Genomic DNA, 20,009 nt, shown 5'->3' on the forward strand with positions numbered 1-20,009 from the left:
GCGCGCCGGCCGGCGGGACAGGGAGGCGTGATGAGCGGACGTTTCGTGGTCGTCGGTGCCGGCACGATGGGGCTCGGCATCGCGTACGTGGCGGCCGGGGCCGGGCACACGGTCGAACTGGTCGAGGTGGACCCGGAGCGGGGCAGGGCCGCGCAGAACCGGCTCGCCGAGCTGTGGGAACGGGCCGTGCAACGCGGAAAGCTGAGCGCCGACGAGGCCGCCACGCACCGGCAGCGGGTCACGCTGCGGCCGGCGCTCGCCGAGGTCGCCCCGGCCCCCGAGGTGATCGTGGAGGCGGTGCCGGAGCGGCTGGACCTGAAGCGGGCGGTGCTGCGCGACGCCGCGGCGCTGCGCCCGGCGCTGCTGGCCAGCAACACCTCAAGCATCGCCATCGGTGACCTGGCCGCCGGGTTGGACGCGCCCGAGCGCTTCCTCGGCCTGCACTTCTTCAACCCGGTCTGGGCCATGGCCCTCCTGGAGATCGTGGTCGGCCCGGCCACCGCCGAGGAGACCACCGCCGCGGCCGTCGCGCTCGCCGGCCGGTTGGGCAAGGACCCCGTCGTCGTACGCGACCTGCCCGGCTTCGCCACCTCCCGACTCGGGGTCACCCTCGGGCTGGAGGCGATCCGGATGGTCGCCGACGGGGTGGCCAGCCCCGCCGACATCGACAAGGCGATGGTGCTCGGCTACCGGCACCCGATCGGCCCGTTGGAGCTCACCGACCTGGTCGGCCTCGACGTACGGCTGGACATCGCCCGCACCCTCCAGGCCGCGTACGGGGACCGCTTCGCGCCGCCGCCACTGCTCGTGGAGATGGTGGACGAGGGGCGGCTGGGCAAGAAGTCGGGGCACGGCTTCTACGAGTGGAACGGCGGGGTCAAGCAGTGAGCGCGACGAGCGGGCTGCGAATCGAGGAGCGGCCGGACCGGCTGGTGGTGACCCTGGATCGGCCGGAGAAGCGCAACGCCATCGACGCTGACCTGATCGCCGAGCTGCACCAGGTCTGCGCCGAGTTGGAAGCGCGGCCCCGGCTGCTGCTGCTCACCGGTGGGACGGCGGGCATCTTCGCCGGTGGCGCCGACATCGCCCAGCTCCGGGAGCGGGGTCGCACGGACGCCCTGGCCGCGATCAATTCCGCCGCCTTCGCGCGGATCCGGGCGTTGCCGATGCCCACGGTGGCCGCCGTCGACGGCCCGGCGCTGGGCGGTGGCGCCGAACTGGCGTACGCCTGCGATCTGCGGGTGTGCACGGCGCGCGCGGTCTTCGGTCAGCCGGAGGTGCGGTTGGGGATCCTGGCCGGCGCGGGCGCGACTCACCGGCTGCCGGCGTTGATCGGTGAGGGCCGGGCCAAGGAGCTGCTCTTCACCGGCCGGCGGGTGGACGCCGCGGAGGCGCTGCGCATCGGCCTGGTGAACCAGGTGGTGGACGAGCCCGACGAGCTGCTCACGGTGGCGCACGCGGTGCTGGACGAGATCGCCCTGGGCTCCCCGCTGGCGCTGCGGCTGACCAAGCTGGCGGTGGACGCGCCGGCCGCCGCGCACCCTCACCTCGACCTGGTCAGTCAGGCGGTGCTCTTCGAGGACGAGGAGAAGCACCGGCGGATGACCGAGTTCCTGGAGCGCCGTCGGCCGCGGTGATTCCCGCAAACGAAACGGCCGCACCGACGCTCGCATCGGTGCGGCCGTTCTCGCCTGTGGTGGTGTTACTGCCGGATCTGCACTCCGCTGTCGGCCAGCGAACGGATCACCGAGGCCGACTCACCGAAGCCGATGATCAGTACGGCGTCCGCGCCGAAGTCCTTGATCTCCTTGGCGCCGCCGGAGAAGTCCACCGGGGGAGCCTTGGCGTCGGCGGGCGGCTCGTAGGTGAGCAGCTTGAGGCGGTCGCTGGTGATGCCGGCCTTGTCCAGCTCGTCACGCACGGTGCCCTGCAGGCCCTCACCGTAGGAGTCCTTGCGGGCGACGATGACGATCTTCTGCGATCCGTCGCGGAGGATGACGTCGGCCAGCGCCCGACCCTGGAGGCTGTCCGGCGGCGCCGTGCGGAAGTAGAGGCCCCCGTCGTCCACGTCGGTCAGGCTGCTGTCGGTGTTGGAGGGGGAGAAGAGGATCTTCCCGGCCTGCACCACGTCCGGCAGCACCGCCCGGGAGATGCCCGAACCGCCCGCGCCGATGATCACGCTGACGCCCTCGGTCACGTGCCTGGCCACAGTCGCCTTGGCCACCGCCGGGTTGGTGCCGTCGTCGCCGTCCACCCACGTCACCGGCTTGCCCAGTGCGCCACCTGCGGCGTTGATCTCGCGGATCGCCAGCGCGGCGCCGGCCGCCATCGGCGGGTAGGCGATCGACAGGTCACCGGTCTTCGGCAGCAGGCCGCCCAGGATCAGCGGCTGCTGGTCGGGGTCCACGGTCGGCCGCTGCTTCTTCGGCTTCGGCGGCGTCTTGGTGCTCGCCGCCGATTCGATACCCGCGCCGACGAACTCGGTCTTGCCGTCGTTGATCTGCTGCCCGTCGAAGGTCAGGGTCGCGTAGCTCGCGGTGGCCGGCTCACCCTTGTCGGTGAAGCCCGCCCGCGTCAGCGAGACACCGCGGTACTCGACGTCCTGCCCGTTACGGGCCATGGCGAGGCACGTCGCCGGGTCCTCGCAGCGCTGCCCGTCGTTGGTCACGGCGACGATCTGCTTCGCGATGGCAGCCGGGTCGGTGCTTCCGGCCAGCTGAGCGGCGAGTACGGCGACGACCACCGCGTCGTACGTCTCGGCGGAGTACACATAGTCCGTCAGCGCCGGATTGACGGTCTTCAGCCGACTCTTGAAGTCCTCGGGCAGCGGTACGAGTGGCGTGGTGCCCTTCATTCCGTCGACCAGACTCGCTCGTTCCTTCAACTCCGCTGGGTAGGAGTTGAGCATGTTGCCGTCCGTGCCGTAGAGGCGCACCTGTTGGGCGCTTGACTCCTTGGCCTTGTCATCCCCGCAAGCGCTTGTGGCGAGCAGGATCGTCGCGCAGGCAGCCAGTGAGGCTACCCGCGAGCGGCGTGATACGAACATGGTCGTCCTTCCTCCGGCGAAGGTCCGCTGCGCACATTAGCGTGCCGAGGCCATCGGCGGGACCGTGGAGGTGGCGTAAAGCGCAGGTAGCTCGCGTTGAACACGGACAGTGACGGTCGTCGGGATCACTTGACCGCCAGTCCTACTGTGCGCTGCGTGACGGACCTACCACAGCAGACGTTCGACGACGCGACCGCCGTGCTCCGCTCGGCGCTGACCGGAGATGGAGACGCGGTGGTGGGAGCATTCGACGCGGTCGTCGACCGGGCCGGCCTGAGCGGCGCGTACGGGGTGGCCTGGTGCCTGGCCGCGACGATGGTCGGCGACGCGCCAGCCGCCAGCGGGGCGGCGCTCGACTTCCCGGGAATCGATCAGGCTGACTACGACACCCGCTGGGTGGCCCGCTTCGTCAGCGCGTACGCCAATCGGGACGAACCGACCGGAGAGGCGCTGTTCGGTGCGGCGGCGGCCGACGGGCTGCTCCCGGACTGCCTGCTCACCCTGGCCGGCTCGACGATCGCCACCCTGCGCAGCCGCGCCGGGTGACCGCCGTGGGGTCGCGACGTCCGGCGGAACGGACGCCGCGCCCGCACGGTCGCTCAGAACGCGTGGTAGGCGATCAGCGGCTCGTACTCGTACCGCAGGTTCTCGAAGCGGACCTGGAAGTTGACCCCGTCCCGGACGTTCGTCGCCACCGTGGTCCAGTCCGAGTTGGCCGGGAGGTAGGTCCAGTAGTTGCAGCCACTGGTCTTGTCGACGAAGATCACGCACGCCTCGGTGGCGTACACGCTCGCGTTGCGGACGTTGATGTCGCGACAGCGGGTCGTGGTGCGGAACTGGCCGGCCTGGCCGCCGTAGCGGCCGGTCTGGAAGAAGGACCGGACCGCCCCGCCGTAACAGGTGGCGAGCGGGGCGAAGGCGTTCGGCCCGGCGGTGACAGGTGCGACCGATCCGGTCGGTTCGGCCTGTGCGGGCGCGCTGGCGAAGAGCAGTGCGGTGGCCGTGGCGACGGCGAACAGTCGAGCGGTTGGGGATGGCATGCGTTCCTCCGGAAACGGTTGACTGACCGTCCGTATTGGACTGATCATCGATCAGTGACGATGATAACGATCGATTGATCGTGGCGCGGCCCCGGTGGCATCCGACTCGTGTGATAGCTCTTAGTCATGTCCGAGGCCATGCTGAGCAAGGTGCGTAAGCTGCTCGCCCAGGCCGAGGACCCGGCCTGCACACCCGCCGAGGCGGAGGCGTTCACCGCCAAGGCGACCGAGCTGATCGCCCGCTACGGCGTGGACCGAGCGCTGCTCGCCGCCCGTGACCCGACCACCGACCCGGTCGGCGACCGGGTCCTGGACATCGTCGCCCCCTACGCCCGCGACAAGGTCGGCCTGCTCGCCGCGGTCGCCGAACCACTGCGCTGCCGCTGCGTACGACGCCGGCAGGGCAACGGCTTCGCGCTGCACCTGTTCGGCTTCGCCAGTGATCTGGAACGGGTGGACCTGCTCTTCACCTCACTGCTCGTGCAGGCGGCGCACGGCCTGGCCGCCACCGCGGTGCCGGCCGACGATCATCCCGCCGCCTTCCGCCGATCCTGGCTGGCCGGTTTCGCGGAGGTGATCGGAGGCCGGCTCTGGGCGGCGGAAACGGCGGCGGCCAGCGAGTCGGGGGTCCCGTCGGTGGCGCTGGTGCTGGCCGACCGCTCCGACCGGGTGCAGCGGCGGCTCGCCGAGCAGTACCCGCGACTGCGCACCGCACCGCCACGCAGGTTGGGCGGCACCGGCTTCGGGTCGGGGGCGGAGGCCGGTCGCCACGCGGACCTGGGTGGTCGGGACCTCGGCGGCGCCACCACGCCGGCCCGGCAACTCGGCCACTGAAGGCCGTGTGAAGGCTCGGTCCCCGATGGCCGTGGGGGTGGTGGGCTGGTGGCGCGGACGGTCAGGCGGGGGTGGTGGGCTGGTGGCGTGACACCGTCGCGACGTAGCGGGTGAGCAACTCGTGCCAGCCGGCCGTGAGCGCCTCGCGATATCCCTCGGCAGCCTCGCCATGCCGGTCGAAGTGTCGGTGCTCCAGCTCGACCCGGGTGCGCTCCGGCCCCTCGCTGTGGAACAGCACCTCGACCTCGCTCGCGCGGGCCGGGTCCGGCACCGGCGCCCGGTCGGGGCCGATCTGCCAGACGAAGACCAACCGGCGCGGCGGGTCCCAGGTGAGCACCCGACCCCAGTCGGAGCGGAAGCCGTACGGGCCGATCTCGTAGAGCATGCCGCCAGCCCGCGGCTCCATGCCCAGCTCGGCCAGCGCGTCCGGGCCGGACCAGGTGTATTCGGTGACCCACCAGTCGGTCAGCTCGTCGGCGAAGACCGCGAACGCGCGCTCGGCGGAACTCGGGACATGCAGGCGGCACCGTAAGGAGAACTGGTCGACGTCATGCCGGATGTCGGCCGGATCAGTCATTTCCTGTCCCATAGGCCCGGACCATACCGGCTGATGCCCGCGTGTGCAGCTTCGTGCGATGCCCGGTTCCGGACATGTCGTCGGTCGATGCCCCACGGACGGGATGCCCGGCCGGAAAGCGGGTAACCGCGCCGAACGGCCCGGACGACCGGGCCGGTGTGCAGGCGGGCGGGAGAGCATGGGCGAGAGCGCGCAGCAGCGGGAGCCGGACCGGGTCGACCCGGACGTCCTGCTCGACATTCCGAAGGTCTCCGTCGACTCGATCCGGGTGGCGGTCGACGGCCTGGACGCCGACCTGTCGCTGCGGGCCCGGGTGGCCAACCTGATCCAGGTCGACGCCGGCGTACGTGTGCGCCTGAACAGCGGTGAACTGGACATCAACGGGGTGCACGCCGAGGCGCAGCTGCGGGTGCGGTTGGAGCAGTTGACCACGATTCTCGGACGAGCACTCGACACCCTCGATCACAACCCGCAGATCATCGAGGCGCTCGCTCGGACGGCTGGCACCACCCTCGACGGCGTGGACCGCGCCGCACAGCAGGCAGCGCACGGGGCCGGGGCGGTCGAGACGTCGGTGCGCCGCTCCGACGGCGTACTCGGCGGGCCGGGCCAGCAGGGGGGCACTGCCGGCACCGTCGTCGGCCCGGTCCGGGAGGGCGCCGGTCGGGTGGACGCCGATCAGTCGGGCGGCGACCGAGTGCACGGCGACCGGCCGGACGCGGGTCGGCCGGGCTCGGGAGCACCTGCGGGGAACCCTGAGCCGCACGCTGGTGGTCCGGGACCCCGCGCTGGGGGACCCGGGTCCCCAACCGGTGGCCCTCGGCCCGGGGATCACGTACGACCGGAGTCCGGCGGAATGCCGGGCCACTACCCGATCGGCCGGCGACACGGGGAGCGGCACCACCCGGAAGGGCAGCGGCCGGCAGGTTCGGATGACGGGAAGCGACCGTCCGGGGCGGGTCGGGGCACCGAGGCGGAGTCGTCGACCGGGCAGGCGCGCAACCGACCCGGTCAGTCGCACGCCGCCGGCCCGAGACCGTCCGGAGCCGGTGACGGCGGTGGTGGTCCTCTGGGTGGGGCGCAGGCCGCGGCGCAGAGCGCTGCGCAGCTCGCCGAGCAGGCGGGGGAGACGCTGCGACAGGCCGGGCGCAGCGTGTGGGAGGCGATCCAGACCGGTGTGGCGCAGCACCGCCAGCAGGGCCGAGACGGCTGACGGCGGTGTGCTCCGCCCCCGCCACCGAGCCGTGATCGACTCGATTTTGGCAATCTCGCGGTTTTCTGCGGACTCGGATGCCCCGATTTCCCGGAAGTCGAGTGGATCACATCCGGCGGGCCGCCGAGAAAAGGTGCCGGAACAGCAAGATCCCCACCTGCGTTTCCGCTGGTGGGGACCTCTGTAGCCCGGCGAAAGGCTATGTGGCCAGGGGCGGGGTCGAACCGCCGACCTTCCGATTTTCAGTCGGACGCTCGTACCAACTGAGCTACCTGGCCGTGTCGCTCGGACCATGTTACCCAACAACCGGACGAACCGGCGGTAGGGAGACATGCTCCGATACGCAGAACGCCGCGCGAGGCGCGGCGTCAGCGCTGCGGTCCTGACGGGACTTGAACCCGCGACCTCCGCCTTGACAGGGCGGCGAGCACTCCAACTGCTCCACAGGACCTAGCTTGTGTTGCTCCGGCTTGCGCCGGTCGTGCCCCCAACGGGATTCGAACCCGTGCTACCGCCTTGAAAGGGCGGCGTCCTGGGCCGCTAGACGATGAGGGCGGCCCCGCCATCATTGCACATTTGCAACTTCAAGCGGACTTGCTCCCATCCGGCCCCGCCGGAGGCTTGGAAAGCATACGTGATGCCTGGTCGGTGAACAAAATCGGTATCGGCAGGGGTTCGGATCGGGCCATAACAGCAGGTCAAAGGTGGTCTAGCGGAGTCGGGCGATGCCGAAGCGCTGCTTCAGGTCCGCGATCAGGTGGGGGCAGGCGGCGAGCGTCGCAGCCCGATTGCCGCCCCCGTCGTGCAGCAGCACGATGGCGCCGGGGCGGGCGGCGGCGTGGACGCGCTTGCCGATCGTGGCGGCGTTCGGCTTGTCCCAGTCCTGGGGGTCGACCGACCAGTGCAGGGGGCGCATGCCGAGATCCTTCGCCGCCCCGAGCACCTCCGCCGTCCACCTGCCGCCCGGTTGCCGGTAGAAGGGCACCTTCGCCCCGGGAACCGCGGCACGGATGGCGTTGTTCGTGCGTTCCAGGTCGGCCTTCATCTCGGCGACCGGTCGCCGAGCCAGGTCGAGGTCGTGCCGCCAACTGTGGTTGCAGAGTTGGTGTCCCTCGCGGACGATCCGACGGACCAACTCCGGGTGACGCTGCACCTCACGACCGACGACGCAGAAGGTGGCCGTCACGCCGGAGGCCTTCAGTTGGTCGAGCACCTTGGGTGTCCAGGCCGGGCTGGGTCCGTCATCGAAGGTCAGGACCACCGGGCGCGCGCCGGTGTTGCGCCGCAGGCCGGCGGGGAGCTTGGCCGGCAACGGTCGCAACGGGGGCTTGGGCGGCTTGGCGACGGTCGGGTGCGGCGACGCCGGGGGCGTGGGCGATGTCACCGGCTGCGGTGCGCCGGCGGCTGCGATGGTGCGGTCCGGCTGGGCGCATCCGGACAAGACCAGCGCCATGGCGAGGACGGACGCCAGAACGGCGCGGGCTTGCATCTGCTCGCTCCCGGGGGTCGGGGTGGGCGGACCCCCGACGGTAGTTCACGCCGCGATATGGGCGACAGTGCGGTCAGTCACGCCTTGACTGGTCCAGCGAGTCCCGAACCGCGACGGCGAGCGAGACGGCCTCGGCCAGGTCGATGGGCCGCACCACCCCCGCCGGCACCGTGTCGGCTCGCCAACCGGGCCCGGCGGCGAGCACCAGCAACGGGCGGCGCGGTGCCGCCAGCAGCGCGCTGAGCTGACCCGGGTCGGCGGTGGCCCGGGTGTGCGACCAGAGCACCACAGCGGCCGGCCCGGTCCGGTTGACCGCCTCCAGGAGGGCGGCGACCGGCACCCGGGCGCCCAGCGTCCGGTAGCTGGCCCCGGCCTCGGCGAGAGCGGCGGCCAACGCCTCCAGCGGCAGGGTGTGCTGCTCCTCGTCCGCGCAGGAGAGCAGGATGCGGGCCGGTCCGGTGGGAACCTTGGCCCGACTGGCCGCCGCGAACGACTCCGAGATGCAGCGGGACAGCAGGTGTTCCACCTCGATGAGGCCGGCGTTGGCGGCGTGGCGTTCGCCGATGCCGGCGAGGACCGGGCGCAGCAGGCCGTCCCAGGTGGCGACGACACCGCCAGCCGCCAGGGCGTGCGCGATCGTCTCGCTGATCGCCGCCGCGTCCAGCCGCATGGCGGCGCGGGCCAACCCACGGGCTGCCGGGCCGGCGCGGCCCACCGGGATGGTTCCGCCGCCGTCCCGGCCCGCTCGATGGATCCGGCTTGGGGCGACGGTGTCGGTGGGCACCGGTTCCGGTGCCTGGCGAGCCCAGCGGGCCGCCTCGGCGGGGCTCACCCCCTCGGCGGTGAGCCGTCGCATGATCTCGAGGCGGGCCAGGTCGGTGGGCGTGTACCGGCGGTGGTGGCCGGGGATGTGCTCGCTGGGCCCGAGCCCGTAGCGCTGATGCCAGGTGCGCAGGGTGGTCACCGCCACCCCCAGCCGGCGTGCGACCGCGCCCGCGCTCAGCGCCTCATCGACCACCCGACCGCTCCGCCGTGTCATCCGCCGACGATCCGGGCGGGGGCACGACCGGAGCGGGTGCGCCCGAGGGGCGCAGTAGCCGGCTCACCACCCCGCCCAGCCAGGGCGCGTACGACCGGGGGTCGCGATCCAGGTCGGCTTCGAGGGCGGCGGGGTCGGCCCACCGCAGCTCGGCAACCTCGTCCGGGTCCGGCAGTAGGGGGGCCGCGGGCAGGAAATCGCCCCGCAGCACGTGGTCGTACTCGAATTCGACCCGACCGGTGGCGGGGTCCTCGGCGTAGTAGACGTAGACGCCGACCTCGGTCAACTCGACCGGGCCCGCGCCCAACTCCTCGCGCAGGCGCCGATTGGCCGCCTCGGCGAGTGACTCGCCCGGCTGGGGGTGGCCGCAGCAGGAGTTGGCCCAGCGCAGCGGGAAACGGGTCTTGACGGCAGCCCGGCGTTGGAGCAGCACCTGACCGTCCGGGTCCACCAACAGCACCGAGAAGGCCCGGTGTAGTTGCCCCGGGGGCTGGTGTGCGGCTGCGACGGTCAACTCGCCGTGGGCCTTGCCGGTCTCGTCGACGAGCTCGACCAGGTGTTCCTCTCGACTCTTCATCGAATCTCCCCACTGATTCGGCCGGCGGCGAGCTTGCCGGAGATGAGCACCATCGGTACGCCCACCCCGGGCTGGGTGCCGGAGCCGACGAAGACCACGTTCGGCAGGTCGCGGTGCAGGTTCGACGGGCGGAACGGGCCGGTCTGGAAGAGGGTGTGCGCGGCGGCGAACGGGGTGCCCGCGGCCATCCCCTGCTCCTCCCACTCGGCGGGGGTGATGGCCCGCAGCACCTCGACGCCGGCACCGAAACCGACGTAACCGCGTTCCTCCAGGGTGCCGATCAGTTGGTCGCTGTAGCGCTGGGTCAGGTCGCCGCGCCAGTCGAACGGGGCCCGGTGCAGGTTGGGCACCGGGGCGAGCACGTAGTAGGTGTGCCGGTCCGGTGGGGCCACCGACGGGTCGGTCCGACTCGGGTTGGTCACCAACAGCGACGGGTCGGTCATCAGCTCGCCCCGCCGGATGACCTCATCGAAGGTGCCCTTCCACGCGCGTCCAAAATGGATGTTGTGATGGGCGATCTTCGCATAGCCCTGCCGGGAGCCGACGTGCAGAACCACGCAGGACGGCGAGTAGGTGAGCCGGCGCCGTGGCGCGGCGGGGAGCAGGTCCCGGTAGGCGACCGGCAGGTCGGGGTTGAGCACCACCACGTCCGCCCGCACCAGCTCGCCGTCGGCGGTGAGCACACCCGTGGCACGGCCGTTCGCGGTCTCCACCCGGGTCACCGTGGTGTCGTACCGGATCTGCACGCCGTGCTTCTCGGCGGCGCCCGCCATGGCTTTGGAGACCGCGTGGATGCCGCCGCGTGGGAAGTAGACCCCCGCCACCGAGTCGAGGTACGCGATGACCGCGTAGATGGCGAGCGCGTCGTGCGGTGCGAGGCCGGCGTACATGGCCTGGAAGGAGAAGATCCGCTGGGTACGCGGGTCCCGGAAGAACTGGTTGATCTTCGTCTGAAGTCGCCGGAAGGCCCCGCCGCCGAGCAGTTTGAGCAGGTTGCCGGTGATCAGGTCGGTCGGCGCGTCCAGGTTGCGCTCGATGAAGTCGGTCCGCTCCAGCCGCCACAGCTCGCGGGCGTACTCGACGAAGCGCAGATAACCGTCGGCCTCGCGCGGCCCGCAGACCCGGGAGATCTCGGCGGCCATCCGGGTGGTGTCGGTGAGTACGTCCAGGGTCGAGCCGTCCGGGTAGTACGCCCGGTAGGCAGGGTCGAGCGGGGTCAGGTCGAGCCAGTCGTGCAACTCCTCGCCGACCGCGCCGAGCGCCTCGGCGATCAGGTCGGGCATGGTGAGCACGGTCGGGCCGGTGTCGAACTCGTAGCCGTCCACGCCGAGGCGTCCGGCCCGCCCGCCGGGCACCGGCTCACGCTCCAGCACGGTCACCTGTCGACCGCTGCCGGCCAGGTGCAGCGCGCAGGCGAGCCCGCCCAGCCCGGCGCCGACGACCACCACCCGGTCCGTCCGTCCTGTCACCGTCCGCACGTGACCACCTCCTTGCTCAAGTCGCTCATCAGGCCCGCCGGTTGGCGGCGGCGGTGGCCAGACCGGTCAGCGCGGTCCGCGCCGTCCGGTCCACGGGTGCGGCGTCGAGCGTGGCCAGCGCGTCGCTCACCCGCTCGGCGATCATCCGCTCCACCCGCGCCACCGCGCCGGTCTCGGCCACCAGTTCGGCGAGCCGGTCGACCGGTTCGTCGCCAGCCCGCTCCAACGCGCTCAGCTGGGCCGGCGTGGCCAACTCCCGAGCCAGCATGAGCAGCGCGGTCGGCTTACCGGTGCGCAGGTCGTCACCGGCCGGCTTACCGGTGGCGGCCGGATCGCCGTAGACGCCGAGCAGGTCGTCGCGGAGCTGGAACGCCTCGCCGACGGCGAGGCCGTAGCGGGTGTACGCGGAGACCAGTGGGTCGTTCGCGGGCACCCCGGCCAGGCAGGCACCGAAGAGCAGTGGGCGCTGGACGGTGTAGCTGGCGGTCTTGTAACGAGCCACCCGCAGCGCCCGATCGACCGACCAGCTGGCCGGATCGTTCTCGCCGAGCACGTCGAGGTATTGCCCGGCGACCGTCTCCACCCGCATCTGGTCGTAGCAGCGGCGCACCTCGAACAGTCGGGCCGGTGGCACGGTGGCGTGGGCCAGCAACTGGTCGGCCCAGACCATGCAGAGGTCGCCGATGAGCACGGCGACGGCCTCGCCGAACCGCCCGGGATCACCGCGGTGGCCGGCCTGGACGTGCTGGTCGGCGAGGGCGACGTGTGCGGTGGGCCGGCCGCGACGGGTGGTGGAGGCGTCCATCACGTCGTCGTGCACCAGGGCGAAGGTGTGCAGCAACTCCAGCGCGGCCAGCGCGGGCAGCACGGGTGACAGGGCCTCGTCGCCGCCGACCGCCCCGCGCCAGCCCCAGTAGGCGAACGTGGGCCGGATCCGCTTGCCGCCCACCAGGACGGCCTCTCGCGCGGAGGCGGCGAAGGCGCCCATCGAGGCGTCGATCTCGCTCAGGGAGTCGACCTCGGTGGCGAGGAAGGCCGTCAGGGTCTCCTCGACGGCCGTGACCAGCTCATGGGTGTACGCGGCCAGAACGGCCTGGACCGGGTCGTCCCGGTCGACCGGCTCTGCCGCCGCCACACGAGTCGCATTGCCCGCAACTGCGTCGTTGGCCATGCGGCTGAGCGTACCCTAGGCTACGAGTTGCGTCGATTGGTGCGTCGATAAATGAGGGAGGGCCGGTGGAAACAGATCTCACCGCTGCCTATGACCGGTGTCGTGAGCTGCACAGACGTCACGGCCGCACCTACTATCTCGCCACCCGACTGCTGCCCGCATGGAAACGGCGACATGTGCACGCCCTCTACGGGTTCACCCGCTACGCCGACGAGATCGTCGATCGCACCGAGGACCTGCCGCCGGCCGAGCGGGCCGCCCGCCTGGACGACTGGGCCAGCCAGTTCATGGCTGGCCTGCGTGGCGCCGCCGTCGACGACCCGCTGTTGCCGGCCGTGCTGCACACGATCGCCGTCTTCGATCTCGACCGGGACGACTTTGCGTCGTTTCTGAAGAGCATGGCGATGGATCTGACCGTCACCGCGTACCCGACCTACGACCACCTGCTCGACTACATGGAGGGCTCGGCGGCGGTGATCGGCACCATGATGCTGCCGATCCTGGGCACCTCCGACCCGGTGGCGGCACGGGAGCCGGCGCGACAGCTCGGCTTCGCCTTCCAACTCACCAACTTCATCCGGGACGTCGCGGAGGACCTCGACCGGGGGCGCACCTACCTGCCGGACGAGGACCTGGCGAAGTTCGGCGTCACCCGCGACGAGCTGGCCGAGGCCCGGGCCCGGGGCCGCGGCACGCCCCGGACCCGTGAGCTGATCGAGTACGAGGTGACCCGCGCCCAGGCGCACTACGCGGCCGCCGCGCCGGGCATCACCATGCTGGAGCCGGCCTCGCAGGCCTGCATGCGCACCGCGTACGCCCTGTACGGCGGCATCCTCGACGAGGTCGCCGCGCTGGACTACGACGTCTTCGCCGGGCGCGCCCTGGTGCCGCAACGGCGACGGATGGCGGTGGCCGCGCGCGCACTGCTCACCGCGACCGGTACGCCGGTCACCATCCCCGGGCCGACGGTCCACCCGGAGGCCCGGTGACCGTCGGCACCGCGATCGTGCTCCTCACCCGCGACCTGCGGGTGCACGACCACCCGGCGCTGGCCACCACCTGCGCGGCCTTCGACCGGGTGGTGCCGCTGTACGTGCTCGACCCGGAGTTGGCCGACCTGTCGGCCAACCGCACCCGGTTCCTGCACCAGGCCCTCGCCGACCTGCGCGCCGAGCTGCGCGAGCGCGGCGGCGACCTGGTGGTACGCCACGGTGACCCGGTCGCCGAGACGATCCGGCTGGCCCGTGAGGTCGATGCCTCGGCCGTCGCGCTCTCCGCCGACGTCAGCCACCACGCCCGACGCCGGGAGCGGCGACTGCGCGCGGAGTGCGAGCGGCACCGGCTGCACCTCCGACTGTTTCCCGGACTGACCGTGGTCGAGCCGGGCGCCCTACGGCCCGGTGGTGGCGGCGACCACTACCGGGTGTTCAGCCCCTACCACCGCGCCTGGGCGGCCAGCCGGTGGCGCGAGGAGTTGGCCGCGCCGCGCCGGATCGCCCTGCCCGACCGAGTGAGCGTGGGCCGACTGCCGGCGCTGCCGGCCGGTGACTCGCCGGACGCGGCGGTCGGCGGCGAGCGGGTCGCCCAGGCACGGCTCACCGACTGGCTGCCGGACCTGGACCGGTACGGCGACCAGCACGACGACATGGCCGGCGACGACACCTCCCGACTCAGCCCGTACCTGCGCTTCGGCTGCGTGTCCCCGCTGGCGGTGGCTAACCGCGCCGGGGACCGGTCCGGGCCGTTCGTTCGGCAGATCTGCTGGCGGGACTTCTACTACCAGGTCACCGCCGCCTTTCCGGAGATCTCGACCGCGGCGTACCGGCGGGGTGCCACCGAGCAGTGGCGCTACGACGACGACGCGTTGGCGGCCTGGACCGAGGGACGGACCGGGATGCCGATCGTCGACGCCGGAATGCGGCAGATGCGCGCGCAGGGCTGGATGCACAACCGGGCCCGGTTGATCACCGCCGGCTACCTGACCAAGCACCTCGGGCAGGACTGGCGTGCGGGGGTGAGGGTGTTCTTCCGCTGGCTGCTGGACGGGGACGTGGCAAACAACTCCGGCAACTGGCAGTGGGTCGCCGGCACCGGCAACGACACCAAGCCCTACCGGGGGTTCAACCCCGTCCGGCAGGCCGAGCGGTACGACCCGGACGGCGACTACGTGCGCCGGTGGGTGCCGGAGCTGGCGACGGTGCAGGGCAAGGCCATCCACCAACCGTGGCGCCTGCCCGAGGCGCTGCGCCAGACGCTCGACTATCCGCCGCCGCTCTCGGTGCCGGGCACCGACCCGGTCTGGCTGCGCTGATCAGAGGCAGGAGTGCAACACCTCGGCCAGTTCGTCGACCCGGTCGTGCTCGGCGAGGTGCGCCGTGGCGTACGCGAGGACGTAACCGCGCTGCGGGTCGGCCCACGCGCTGCTGCCGCCGATGCCGCCCATGCCCCAACTGCCGTCCGGCTCCCACTGCATGCCGAGGGTCCAGTGGGCCTGGCGGTCCAGCACCAGGTCCGGCCCGTCGTACTGCACCCCGGTCGCCTCCGCCACCAGTTCCGGGCTGAACAGGCGGACGCCGTCCAGGACGCCGCCGGCCAGCAGGCCGGCGTAGAGCCGGGCCAGGCCGGCCGCGGTGGCGTGCAGGTTGACCGCGGGCATCTCGGCGCTACGCCACAGCGGGCTGTTCAGCACGGCCACGTCCAGTCCACCGGCCGGGTTGCCCAGCGCCCGCGCCCGTAGCGAGCCCGGCTCGCCGAGCTTCCGACCCGGCCACCCCGGGTCGCCGTAGCGCATCTCGGCGCAGCGCCGCTGGTCCGTCTCGGCCAGCCCGAAACCAAGGTCGAGCCGCCACGCGCCAGCGATCTCCTCGGCCAGGAACCGGCCCACCGACCGCCCGTCGACGCGGCGAACCAGCTCGCCCACCAGGTGCCCGTACGTCCAGGCGTGCTCGCCGGCCACCGAGCCCGGCGGCCACTCGGGGTCGGCGGCGGCCAGGTCGCCGGCGAGCAGCGCCCAGTCGGCGATCGCGGCAGCGGGCCGGGGCACCGGAAAGGTCGGCAGCCCGGCGGTGTGCGACAGCACCTGACGCACGGTGGCGGGGGTACGGAACTCCGGCCAGTACCGCTCGACGGGCGAGTCGAGGTCGACCCGCTCCCGGTCGACGAGCATCAGCAGACAGAGCGCGGCCACCGGCTTGCCAACGGAGTAGACGTTGGCCAGCGTGTCCGTCCGCCACTGTTCACCGTCGGGTCCGGCGCCGGTGCGGAAACCGCCGACCAGGTCGACGACCGGCTGTCCGTCGTACCAGATGGTCAGGCCGGCACCGGTCTCCCGACCGGTGGTGAACAGGTCGTGGAAACAGTCCCGGACCGGAGCGAAGCGTGCGTGCATCCCGACACCGTAGGCGCCCCGGACCGGTGAGTGTGCCGACTTTTCGCCTACCCCGGTGGTCGCGGTGGTGTCGCTGGGGGATGCTGTTCCGGTGGCGGAGCCGGAGCTGGTGGATGTGGTCGTGGTGGGGCTCGGGGTCGGTGGCGAGGAGGTCGCCGGGCGACTCGCCGAGGCCGGCCTGAGTGTCGTCGGCATCGAGCGGGACCTGGTCGGTGGGGAGTGCCCGTACTGGGGCTGCATCCCGAGCAAGATGATGATCAGGGCAGCCAACGCGCTCGCCGAGGCGCGCCGGGTCGACGGGCTCGCCGGAACGGCGCAGGTCCAGCCGGACTGGGCGCCGGTGGCGAAGCGCATCCGGGAGGAGGCCACCGACACCTGGGACGACACGGTCGCGGCCGAGCGGTTCGTCGGCAAGGGCGGCCGGCTCGTACGCGGCAGCGGCCGGTTCGACGGTCCCGGTCGGGTCCGCGTCGGTGACCAGGTGTTCCAGGCCCGGCACGGGATCGTGTTGGGCACCGGCACCCGGCCCTCGGTGCCGCCGATCGACGGCCTCGCCGACACCCCGTACTGGACCAACCACCAGGCGATCGAGGCCGACCAACTGCCGGAGTCGCTGCTGGTGCTCGGCGGCGGCGCGATCGGCTTGGAGCTGGCGCAGGTCTTCGCCCGCTTCGGGGTGCGGGTCACCGTGGTGGAGGCACTCGACCGGGTGCTGGCCGTCGAGGAGCCGGAGGCGTCCGACGTCGCCGCCGCGGCGCTGCGCGCCGACGGCGTGGAGATCCACACCGGGGTACGCGCCGAGCGGGTCGAGCACGACGGCACCCGGTTCACCCTGCGCGGTGGCGGCGGCACGGAGTTCACCGCCGACCGGCTGCTGGTGGTCACCGGGCGCAAGGCGCACCTGGAAGAACTCGGGTTGGACGCGATCGGTGTGGACGCCAGCCAGCGGTACCTGCCGGTCGACGACCGTCTGCACGTCACCGATGAGGTCTGGGCGGTCGGCGACCTGACCGGCGAGGGCGCCTTCACCCACATCGCCATGTACCAGGCGGGGATCGTGATCGCCGACATCCTCGCCCGCGCTCGACAGACAGCGGCGGGGGCGGACGCCAGCGGCACCTCAAGCGTGGTCGGCGGCGCGATGGGGGCGTCCAGCGCGCTGGCCGCCAGCGGGTCGAGCGGGTCGGCCGGCACCGTTCCGCGAGCCGACTACCGTGCGCTGCCCCGGGTGACCTTCACCGATCCCGAGGTGGGCGCGGTCGGGCTCACCGAGCGGCAGGCCCGCGAGCGGGGCATCAACGTGCAGGTCGGTTTCACGAAGCTCGGCAGCTCGACCCGGGGGTGGATCCACCGGGTCGGCGACGACGGTTTCATCAAGCTCGTCGCGGACGCCGACCAGGGGGTGCTGATCGGGGCGACGTCGGTCGGTCCGGCCGGCGGCGAGGTGCTCTCCGCGCTGGTCGTGGCGGTGCACGCGGCGGTGCCGCTGAGTCAGCTCCGCCACATGATCTACGCATACCCGACCTTCCACCGGGCCATCGAGTCCGCGCTACACGACCTGTCCTGACGCCCGCCGTGCGCCGTGCGCCGTGCGCCTCGCGCCGTTCGCCCAAGATCCGAGCAACTTCCCGGATGTTGCTGCCTCCGGCCTGCGTGAGGCAGCAACATCCCTGATGTTGCTGCGAATCTTGGGCGCCGGCCTTGGCAGCCAGATGGGTCAGCCCGGAGTGGCGCAGTTGATGCGGGGGTGTACCCGGGCGCGTGCGGGTCGTGGAGTTGGGAGCCTTACCTGGACGCCGGGGTCGCACATCGACTCTCGGGCTTCCGCTGCGGCGGGGTGGATCTGTTGCTGGCGCCGGATCCGGCCCCGGTGCCAAAGTCGGTGAGTGGGTGGAAGGTCTAGGCCTGTCACGTCCTTGTTGCCTGCCGGGGTCATGCGTCGAACTTTGGCCCATCTTTAGATCTGCATCTGACGATGTGACTGATCACTGGCTGTTAGTAGTCTGCTGCGGACCGTCCGGTCGAATGTCTCTCTTGTTCAGCAATCGATGGGAGAACCAGGCGTGCAGAAGAAGAAGTTGTTCATCAGCAGCGCAGCGGCAATATCGATCAGTGGTCTTCTGCTGGTCGTTCCTCTGAGCGGGGCGAACGCGGCTGACACCAGTCCCGCCTCGAGTAAGAAGCCGTCCGGGATGACTGCACTGTCTCAAACGACAGGGACTTCCGTAACAGTGCTGGCCGGCGCGAACAACATCTCCTTCGCTACCTGCCCCGCTGGCACGATCATCACCGGAGGAGGCGGACAGACATCCGGGTTCGACATCTTCCTCACTGACTCGTTCGCGTCAGGCAACGGCTGGGCGGTACGAGGCTCCAACCGGGGAACGACGGCTCAAAACCTTACGGCCGTCGCCATCTGTCTCGGGTAGACCAGCTCGCAGATGAGCCCGTTACCCCCGGTGCCGGGGGTAACGGGCCCGCGGTCATCCCGGGCGTTGACAAAGCCCTGGGCTGGGATGGCGCAGGCACCCCGACTCACACAGTGGAGCACCATCAGTCGCCTGCCCCGACCCTGCAAAGCCGGTGGAGCGACCACGCCGACTACCTCGACCGATGCCCGGTGAGCGGTCCCCTACCGGGACACCAGCTCAACCCCCGCCGGCCGCCCACGAAGATCAACTAATTGGCCCCTGGTGTCTCGGTTCTTACCAACACCCCAGTAGGGGAGGGCGGCGTCGGGTCTTCACTTGTGGGGCCGCTGCTCGTGGCGCGCTCGGTGGCATCTGGCGTACGACCAGCTTGCGGGCCTCGTCGGCCGATGCCCCCCGTACGACGAACGGAAGATTGCGGCAGCCGGACAGCAAACGTCGGGCATTTTGCTGTTCATTTCTTTCATCGCGGTGACGTACGATTGCGACCGTGACCAAGCGGTTGACTGAAGTTGCCAAGAAGGCGGGCGTCAGCGAGGCCACCGTCAGTCGGGTGCTCAACGGCCGTGACGGGGTTTCCGAGGCGACCCGGACCGCCGTGCTGACAGCGCTCGACGTACTCGGTTACGAGCGGCCGACCAAGCTGCGTGGCGAACGCGCCCGGCTGGTCGGGCTGGTGCTGCCCGAATTGCAGAACCCGATCTTCCCGGCGTTGGCCGAGGTCGTCACCGGGACCCTCGCCCAGCGGGGCTACACCCCGGCTCTCTGCGCCCGGACCATCGGCGGGGTGTCCGAGATGGACTACGTGGAGATGCTCCTCGACCACCAGGTGTCCGGGGTGATCTTCGCCGGTGGCTCGTACGCGCTCGCCGACGCTCGACACGACCACTACCGTCGACTGACCGACCGGGGCCTTCCCGTCGTGCTCGTCAACGCGGGCGTGGACGAGCTGGGGTTCCCCCGGGTCTCCACCGACGACGCGGTCGCGGTCGAGCAGGCGTACGGGCACCTGCGTTCGCTCGGGCACGAACGGATCGGGATGGTCCTCGGCCCGGAGGGGCACGTGCCGTCCCGCCGCAAGCTGGACGCGATGATCCAGGCCGCGGGCTGGGACGAGGCCGACGCCGAGTGTGTCGAGCGGTCCAGCTTCTCGATGGAGGGTGCGCGGGTCGCCGCGACGAAACTGGTCGAGCGCGGCGTGACCGGCATCATCTGCGCCAGCGACGTACTGGCGTTGGGCACGATCCGTGCGGCCCGGCGGTTGGGGCGTTCGGTGCCGGCCGACGTGTCGGTGGTGGGCTTCGACGACTCCGCGTTCATGACGTGCACCGACCCGCCGCTGACCACGGTGCGGCAGCCGATCGAGACGATGGGGCAGGCTGCCGTGGACCTGCTGGTCACCCAGATCGAGGGTGCCGGCGTGCTGCACGACGAGTTGCTGTTCGAGCCCGAGCTGGTGGTCCGCGGCTCGACCGCTCCCGCGCCCGGTCGCTAGCGACCACTCCACCCGACGCTTCGGCCGTCGACCGCTCCCGGCGGTCGGCGGCCGTTTTCGTCGCTGCGAACGTCGCGCAGCATCGACCTGTCCGAATGGCCCTTCATAACGGGTCAAAGGCCGCCATATCCGGCTGCTTTCACGAGTTTGCCAACATCTGCCGTAATCACGTCGTGTCCTTTCGGAACAGGGTCGATACCTTGCCGAAATGAGTCCCCCTCGCTACAGTGACT

General features: G+C 71.4%; 19 protein-coding genes and 3 tRNA genes. 10 read left to right on the forward strand and 12 right to left on the reverse strand.

What is annotated here, in order from left to right; all coding sequences use genetic code 11:
• Window positions 1–30 precede the first annotated feature (30 nt).
• Both AB0C01_RS18550 and AB0C01_RS18555 read left to right on the forward strand, forming a co-directional pair.
• A complete protein-coding gene (locus AB0C01_RS18550; protein WP_357243569.1) occupies window positions 31–888 on the forward strand; it encodes a 3-hydroxyacyl-CoA dehydrogenase family protein in 858 nt (285 codons plus the stop codon).
• Window positions 885–1,637, forward strand: coding sequence for an enoyl-CoA hydratase/isomerase family protein (locus tag AB0C01_RS18555; protein WP_357243573.1), 753 nt, complete (start codon window positions 885–887; stop codon window positions 1,635–1,637). Before AB0C01_RS18550 ends, AB0C01_RS18555 begins: the two co-directional genes overlap by 4 nt.
• A gap of 65 nt (window positions 1,638–1,702) precedes the next feature.
• On the opposite strand, the gene AB0C01_RS18560 is transcribed toward AB0C01_RS18555, so the two are convergent.
• Window positions 1,703–3,046, reverse strand: coding sequence for an ABC transporter substrate-binding protein (locus AB0C01_RS18560; RefSeq protein ID WP_357243576.1), 1,344 nt, complete (start codon window positions 3,044–3,046; stop codon window positions 1,703–1,705).
• Window positions 3,047–3,202: 156 nt separating this feature from the next.
• Between AB0C01_RS18560 and AB0C01_RS18565 the strand changes: the two genes are divergently transcribed.
• Complete coding sequence (locus tag AB0C01_RS18565) at window positions 3,203–3,592, forward strand: hypothetical protein (RefSeq protein ID WP_357243579.1); 390 nt, start codon at window positions 3,203–3,205, stop codon at window positions 3,590–3,592.
• Between the two features lie 53 nt (window positions 3,593–3,645).
• On the opposite strand, the gene AB0C01_RS18570 is transcribed toward AB0C01_RS18565, so the two are convergent.
• Window positions 3,646–4,086, reverse strand: coding sequence for a hypothetical protein (locus AB0C01_RS18570; RefSeq protein WP_357571681.1), 441 nt, complete (start codon window positions 4,084–4,086; stop codon window positions 3,646–3,648).
• 126 nt (window positions 4,087–4,212) lie between these two features.
• Between AB0C01_RS18570 and AB0C01_RS18575 the strand changes: the two genes are divergently transcribed.
• Entirely contained in the window at window positions 4,213–4,920 is a 708-nt protein-coding gene (locus tag AB0C01_RS18575; protein ID WP_357243585.1) for a DUF2786 domain-containing protein, read from the forward strand.
• A gap of 61 nt (window positions 4,921–4,981) precedes the next feature.
• On the opposite strand, the gene AB0C01_RS18580 is transcribed toward AB0C01_RS18575, so the two are convergent.
• The gene (locus AB0C01_RS18580) at window positions 4,982–5,509 is read right to left on the reverse strand and encodes an SRPBCC family protein (RefSeq protein ID WP_357571682.1); all 528 of its coding nucleotides are present in this window, start codon (window positions 5,507–5,509) and stop codon (window positions 4,982–4,984) included.
• 166 nt (window positions 5,510–5,675) lie between these two features.
• Between AB0C01_RS18580 and AB0C01_RS18585 the strand changes: the two genes are divergently transcribed.
• Entirely contained in the window at window positions 5,676–6,710 is a 1,035-nt protein-coding gene (locus AB0C01_RS18585; protein WP_357571683.1) for a hypothetical protein, read from the forward strand.
• 204 nt (window positions 6,711–6,914) lie between these two features.
• On the opposite strand, the gene AB0C01_RS18590 is transcribed toward AB0C01_RS18585, so the two are convergent.
• The 8 genes from AB0C01_RS18590 to AB0C01_RS18625 form a co-directional block, all read right to left on the reverse strand.
• Window positions 6,915–6,988 (reverse strand) — tRNA-Phe (locus AB0C01_RS18590).
• 99 nt (window positions 6,989–7,087) lie between these two features.
• Window positions 7,088–7,161 (reverse strand) — tRNA-Asp (locus AB0C01_RS18595).
• A gap of 31 nt (window positions 7,162–7,192) precedes the next feature.
• Window positions 7,193–7,265 (reverse strand) — tRNA-Glu (locus AB0C01_RS18600).
• Between the two features lie 154 nt (window positions 7,266–7,419).
• Window positions 7,420–8,199, reverse strand: coding sequence for a polysaccharide deacetylase family protein (locus AB0C01_RS18605; RefSeq protein WP_357571684.1), 780 nt, complete (start codon window positions 8,197–8,199; stop codon window positions 7,420–7,422).
• 73 nt (window positions 8,200–8,272) lie between these two features.
• On the reverse strand, window positions 8,273–9,217 hold the full coding sequence (locus AB0C01_RS18610; protein ID WP_357571751.1) for a MerR family transcriptional regulator: 945 nt from the start codon (window positions 9,215–9,217) through the stop codon (window positions 8,273–8,275).
• Window positions 9,207–9,815, reverse strand: coding sequence for an isopentenyl-diphosphate Delta-isomerase (idi, locus tag AB0C01_RS18615; RefSeq protein WP_357243597.1), 609 nt, complete (start codon window positions 9,813–9,815; stop codon window positions 9,207–9,209). Before idi ends, AB0C01_RS18610 begins: the two co-directional genes overlap by 11 nt.
• Window positions 9,812–11,293 carry a phytoene desaturase family protein gene (crtI, locus tag AB0C01_RS18620; RefSeq protein ID WP_357571685.1) on the reverse strand — a complete coding sequence of 494 codons (1,482 nt, stop codon included), beginning with the start codon at window positions 11,291–11,293 and terminating at the stop codon, window positions 9,812–9,814. Before crtI ends, idi begins: the two co-directional genes overlap by 4 nt.
• A gap of 28 nt (window positions 11,294–11,321) precedes the next feature.
• A complete protein-coding gene (locus tag AB0C01_RS18625; RefSeq protein ID WP_357243603.1) occupies window positions 11,322–12,464 on the reverse strand; it encodes a polyprenyl synthetase family protein in 1,143 nt (380 codons plus the stop codon).
• 65 nt (window positions 12,465–12,529) lie between these two features.
• Between AB0C01_RS18625 and AB0C01_RS18630 the strand changes: the two genes are divergently transcribed.
• Together AB0C01_RS18630 and AB0C01_RS18635 are read left to right on the forward strand one after the other, a co-directional pair.
• Window positions 12,530–13,453 (forward strand): phytoene/squalene synthase family protein, encoded by a 924-nt coding sequence (locus AB0C01_RS18630; protein ID WP_357571686.1) that lies wholly within the window; start codon window positions 12,530–12,532, stop codon window positions 13,451–13,453.
• Entirely contained in the window at window positions 13,450–14,775 is a 1,326-nt protein-coding gene (locus AB0C01_RS18635; protein WP_357571687.1) for a deoxyribodipyrimidine photo-lyase, read from the forward strand. The genes AB0C01_RS18630 and AB0C01_RS18635 overlap by 4 nt, the downstream gene beginning before the upstream one ends.
• Here the strand turns inward: AB0C01_RS18635 and AB0C01_RS18640 are convergent, their stop codons facing one another.
• Window positions 14,776–15,852, reverse strand: coding sequence for a serine hydrolase domain-containing protein (locus AB0C01_RS18640; protein WP_357571688.1), 1,077 nt, complete (start codon window positions 15,850–15,852; stop codon window positions 14,776–14,778).
• A 91-nt stretch (window positions 15,853–15,943) separates the two neighbouring features.
• On the opposite strand from AB0C01_RS18640, the gene AB0C01_RS18645 reads away from it, so the two are divergent.
• The 3 genes from AB0C01_RS18645 (at window position 15,944) to AB0C01_RS18655 (ending at window position 19,776) form a co-directional block, all read left to right on the forward strand.
• Complete coding sequence (locus tag AB0C01_RS18645) at window positions 15,944–17,419, forward strand: FAD-dependent oxidoreductase (protein ID WP_357571689.1); 1,476 nt, start codon at window positions 15,944–15,946, stop codon at window positions 17,417–17,419.
• Between the two features lie 496 nt (window positions 17,420–17,915).
• The gene (locus AB0C01_RS18650; protein WP_357571690.1) at window positions 17,916–18,281 is read left to right on the forward strand and encodes a hypothetical protein; all 366 of its coding nucleotides are present in this window, start codon (window positions 17,916–17,918) and stop codon (window positions 18,279–18,281) included.
• Window positions 18,282–18,771: 490 nt separating this feature from the next.
• Window positions 18,772–19,776: a LacI family DNA-binding transcriptional regulator gene (locus AB0C01_RS18655; RefSeq protein WP_357243619.1), complete on the forward strand. Its 1,005-nt coding sequence runs from the start codon at window positions 18,772–18,774 to the stop codon at window positions 19,774–19,776.
• The last annotated feature ends 233 nt before the right edge of the window (window positions 19,777–20,009 follow it).

Source organism: Micromonospora sp. NPDC048905 (assembly GCF_040649655.1).
In the GTDB taxonomy this organism is placed as follows: Bacteria; Actinomycetota; Actinomycetes; order Mycobacteriales; family Micromonosporaceae; genus Micromonospora.